This is a genomic window from Microcoleus sp. T3_B1 (assembly GCF_036700445.1).
Lineage (GTDB): Bacteria > Cyanobacteriota > Cyanobacteriia > Cyanobacteriales > Microcoleaceae > Microcoleus.
The window spans coordinates 1-3,648 of the sequence record NZ_JAUBOX010000176.1 but is presented as its reverse complement, the minus strand read 5'-3'; the positions used below and the strand labels follow the sequence as shown (position 1 = coordinate 3,648).

The 3,648-nt window shown below is 49.2% G+C and carries 3 protein-coding genes and 1 riboswitch; all 3 genes read right to left on the bottom strand.

The window, feature by feature from the left end; genetic code table 11:
* Window positions 1-230: 230 nt before the first annotated feature.
* The 3 genes from QT990_RS35485 to cobG all read right to left on the bottom strand — a co-directional run bounded on the left by QT990_RS35485 (window position 231) and on the right by cobG (window position 3,299).
* On the bottom strand, window positions 231-941 hold the full coding sequence (locus QT990_RS35485) for a precorrin-2 C(20)-methyltransferase (RefSeq protein ID WP_333148302.1): 711 nt from the start codon (window positions 939-941) through the stop codon (window positions 231-233).
* Window positions 938-1,567, bottom strand: coding sequence for a precorrin-8X methylmutase (locus QT990_RS35480; protein WP_333148299.1), 630 nt, complete (start codon window positions 1,565-1,567; stop codon window positions 938-940). The genes QT990_RS35485 and QT990_RS35480 overlap by 4 nt, the downstream gene beginning before the upstream one ends.
* 133 nt (window positions 1,568-1,700) lie before the next feature.
* Window positions 1,701-3,299: a precorrin-3B synthase gene (gene cobG, locus QT990_RS35475; protein ID WP_333148297.1), complete on the bottom strand. Its 1,599-nt coding sequence runs from the start codon at window positions 3,297-3,299 to the stop codon at window positions 1,701-1,703.
* An 8-nt stretch (window positions 3,300-3,307) separates the two neighbouring features.
* Window positions 3,308-3,387, bottom strand: a riboswitch (adenosylcobalamin-variant (AdoCbl-variant) riboswitch).
* Between the last annotated feature and the right edge of the window lie 261 nt (window positions 3,388-3,648).

Below are 3,648 nucleotides of genomic sequence, written 5' to 3'. Positions count from 1 at the left end.
ATTTGTTTATGATTGCTTTATTTGGTTTTCAATGTTCGTGACGGCTTTGTGTTCCGCCATGTAAATAAACATAAAGCATATTCTAAGGTTTGTAAAGTATTTTAACAACAGATTAACTGATGTAAGGTATAAGGTTAAGTTATGAATATGAAGAAAACAGGAGAAAGAGGTAAGAATGCACAAAAAAGTAGGTAAAGCCTGGAAGCGCGTCGCCTTCAGGCATGGAAATATTAAGTTACAGACTTTTGCTGGCTAGGTATCATAATGAGAGCCCAATAGGGAACTTCAGCGGGCTCGACATCTGCGATCGCCCGAATTCGCTGATTCGGCATAGTTGCGCGTTCTATATACAATGCTCGATCGAACTGTCCCAACTCAATCAACACATCCCGCACCTTAGCAAAATGCCTCCCCAGTTTAATAATCACAGCAGCATCAACAACCGCCAGTCGATCGCGCAAAACCTCAGCATCCAGCGTCGCAGGCATAATACTTAACACATCGTTACGGTAAGTCAGCGGCACTCCCAACGCAGCCGCACTCGCCATTGTCGAAGAAATTCCCGGCACAACTTCAGTGGTAAATCTCGCCGACAAACGGTTGAATAGATACATAAACGAGCCGTAGAGAAAAGGCTCGCCCTCACACAGCACCGCCACATCCTGTCCCTCGCTAAGATGTGCGGCAATTTTCTCGGCAGCAATATCATAATAAGGTTGAGACGATCGCGTCGGACTAAAAGGCAACGGCATCGGAATCTCAATTTGCTCCGGGCGCAGATAATCAGCAACGATCGCCCGCGCCAGCACCTTACCATTTTCCATCGCCGGATAGGCAATCACCGGCACCGATTGCAAAATCCGATAAGCTTTCAATGTGATCAATTCTGGATCACCAGGGCCAATACCCAAACCGTACAATTTACCAGTAGCCTGAGTCATAATTCATCCTTTTTCGCTAACGCATTCACGGCCGCCGTTGCCATTGCACTGCCACCACGCCGCCCGTGCAACGTAATAAATGGCACTCCCCGACTGTTGGCGGCCAGTTCGGCTTTGGATTCGGCAGCCCCCACAAATCCTACCGGGAAACCCAGAATTAAAGCCGGTTTGGGTGCTCCGGCATCAAGCATTTCCAGCAGTCGGAACAAAGCAGTCGGGGCATTGCCAATGGCCACAACCGCACCCTGCAAGTTATCCAGCCATAAATCAAGCGCCGCAGCCGATCGAGTATTTCCCATTTGCCGCGCCAACTCCGGGATTTCGGAATGCCAGAGGGTGCAAATCACCGGATTGTCAGCCGGAAGGCGTTTGCGAGTGATGCCTTCGGCCACCATCCGGGCATCGCACAGGATGGGCGCGCCTGCGGAGAGGGCTTGGCGTCCGTAGGTGGCTGCACCGGGGGAAGCTGCTAAATCTGTAACAATATCGGTCATGCCACAACTGTGAATTAGTCGCACGGCTACCGATTCTAAATCGGGTGGCAAGCTTGACAAATCTGCTTCGGCTCGAATTGTGGCGAAGGATTTGGTGTAGATTTCTGTTCCGTCTCGAATGTAGTCAATCATTGTTTAAAACTGCTATGGGAATTTTGTGGGATTTGTGAAAGAGATTTTTTGAATGAACCGCGAAGGCGCAAAGGACGCGAAGGAAGAAATATCAAGAGAGATAGAAAGAGAAATGCTTAAAATTTGTCTGTTTTCATGGGATGTTTTTTCTCTTTCTATTCCGATTTTCCGTACTCAACAACTCCTGCAATTGGTCGATCGCCCGCCGATCGATAAACTCACCAAATGACTCCAATGGCTCTCGCAACCGCTGATACACCTGCAACATTCGCTCGATCGCACCGGGCATCTCGATCGCACTCACCGCCTGAAAAATTGGTCGCCCGAAGGGCAAATCTTTTCTACCCGCATAAATGTCGTAACCTTCGATCGTCTCGTGTCCTCGCTCAATCTGAATTCCCACCAGCGTGATATCAATTGGCCGGTGCTGGGCGCAGGACTTTTGGCAACCGCTGAAATGAATGTTAATCGGCAGGTCGAGCGTCAATTTTTGCGCTAAATCCCTCACCATTGCTAGGGCGTGACTTTGAGTATCTGTCGCCGCCGACGCACAGCCGCTGCTGCCGGCACAAGCCACCAAGCACGAATCTAGCCGAGTCGCTGACGAGTGCAATCCCAAATCGGCGATTTGCTGTTTTACCTCAAAAAGCTGGGAGTTGGGGATATCAGAAATCAACAGATTTTGCCACGGCGTAAGTCTCAGGGTACCGCTGGCTAGATTTTGGGCTAAATTTGCCAAATTCCGCAGTTGCTTTGATTCTAGCCTACCGAGAGGCAGTGCAATTCCCATGTAGGATAAATCCGACTGTCGCTGAGGGTGGATGCCGAGATGTCGGTGATTGGGGAGGGATTTTTCAGATGAGTCGATCGAACGGGCGGGCAAGATGCCCACCCCACAAGGAAATTCACTCTTTGTGGAACAGGCATCTTGGCTGTTTTTGGGAAATGTGCAAGATGTGAATTGCCATAAAAATGGTAAATTCTGCTGTACCCTTTCTAGATAACTTTCAACACCCCAATCTGCCAGCAGGTGACGCAAACGCGGTTTTTTCCCATCAATTCGAGGTCGATTTTTGGTGTATTCAAGATAGGTGCTAGCGAGGGCGGCTAATACTGAAATACATTGCGATTCTGGGATTAAAATTCCTGTATCGCCGTTGAAATGCAGCCGAAAAACGATTTCTGATTGGGTTGAAAGCCCTTCCGCAGCTAATAAAATATCGTTGCGTAAAGCCTGGATCGAAACCGATTCCCCGCCGTCGAAGCCAATACTGAACTTAGGCGAAAGTTCCGACAATTCGGGATGCGTTTGCAGGTAATCATCCCAAGCTTTGACTAGCGGGCGAGTATCCAGTAACTCCTGGCGATCGATCCCTGCTGTCGGGCTTGCCATAATATTGCGAATCGGGTCAACTTCAACGCGGCGAGACGCTATCCCCAATTCCTGCAAGCGGTTCCAGACTTCCGGGGCAATTTCCGAGTTCACTTCTCGGATTTGCAAATTTGCCCGATTTGTCACTTGCAAACAGCCGGTACTGTATTGATCAGCCACATCGGCGATCGTCCGACACTGCTGCGCGTTTAAAATTCCCCCCGGAATCCGCATTCTCGATAAAACTCCGTCTCGGGCTTGGGAACCGTAAAATAAACCCGGACAAGTCGGCAAATCAGTCAAAGCTAACAAATAATCTCCTCCCCGTGCTACGCAGGGAATCCAAAAGTAAACGCCCACAAAGCGCCCCCGAAATCGGCATTCTGACTTTTACAGTTGCGGCACAGCGCCGGAATTGCACCGGACTTTCCCGCTTTCAGGTTTTAGAAAGGTATCACGAGCTGACCCACAGAAAGCAAAACCCTCAACTTTCTTAACAAAACTTCTGGCGATGGCGTCGCGCCCCGCAAGCTACGCCCCTGTCTCTCCTTACATCAGCTTTCCTAATCACAGTCATCAGTTTAACTGTCGCTAAACCCCTTTACAAACGTTAACAAGACCGTTAATAATAGAAACATCATCCGAACATTGACAACCAAATACAGCAATCATAAAACCATGACAACAACCTTACAGCAGCGCGAAAGCG

Bases quoted from the DNA above. Each gene is read 5' to 3' on its own strand.
- QT990_RS35485 (WP_333148302.1), bottom strand. From the start codon at position 941: ATGACTCAGGCTACTGGTAAATTGTACGGTTTGGGTATTGGCCCTGGT.
- QT990_RS35480 (WP_333148299.1), bottom strand. From the start codon at position 1,567: ATGATTGACTACATTCGAGACGGAACAGAAATCTACACCAAATCCTTC.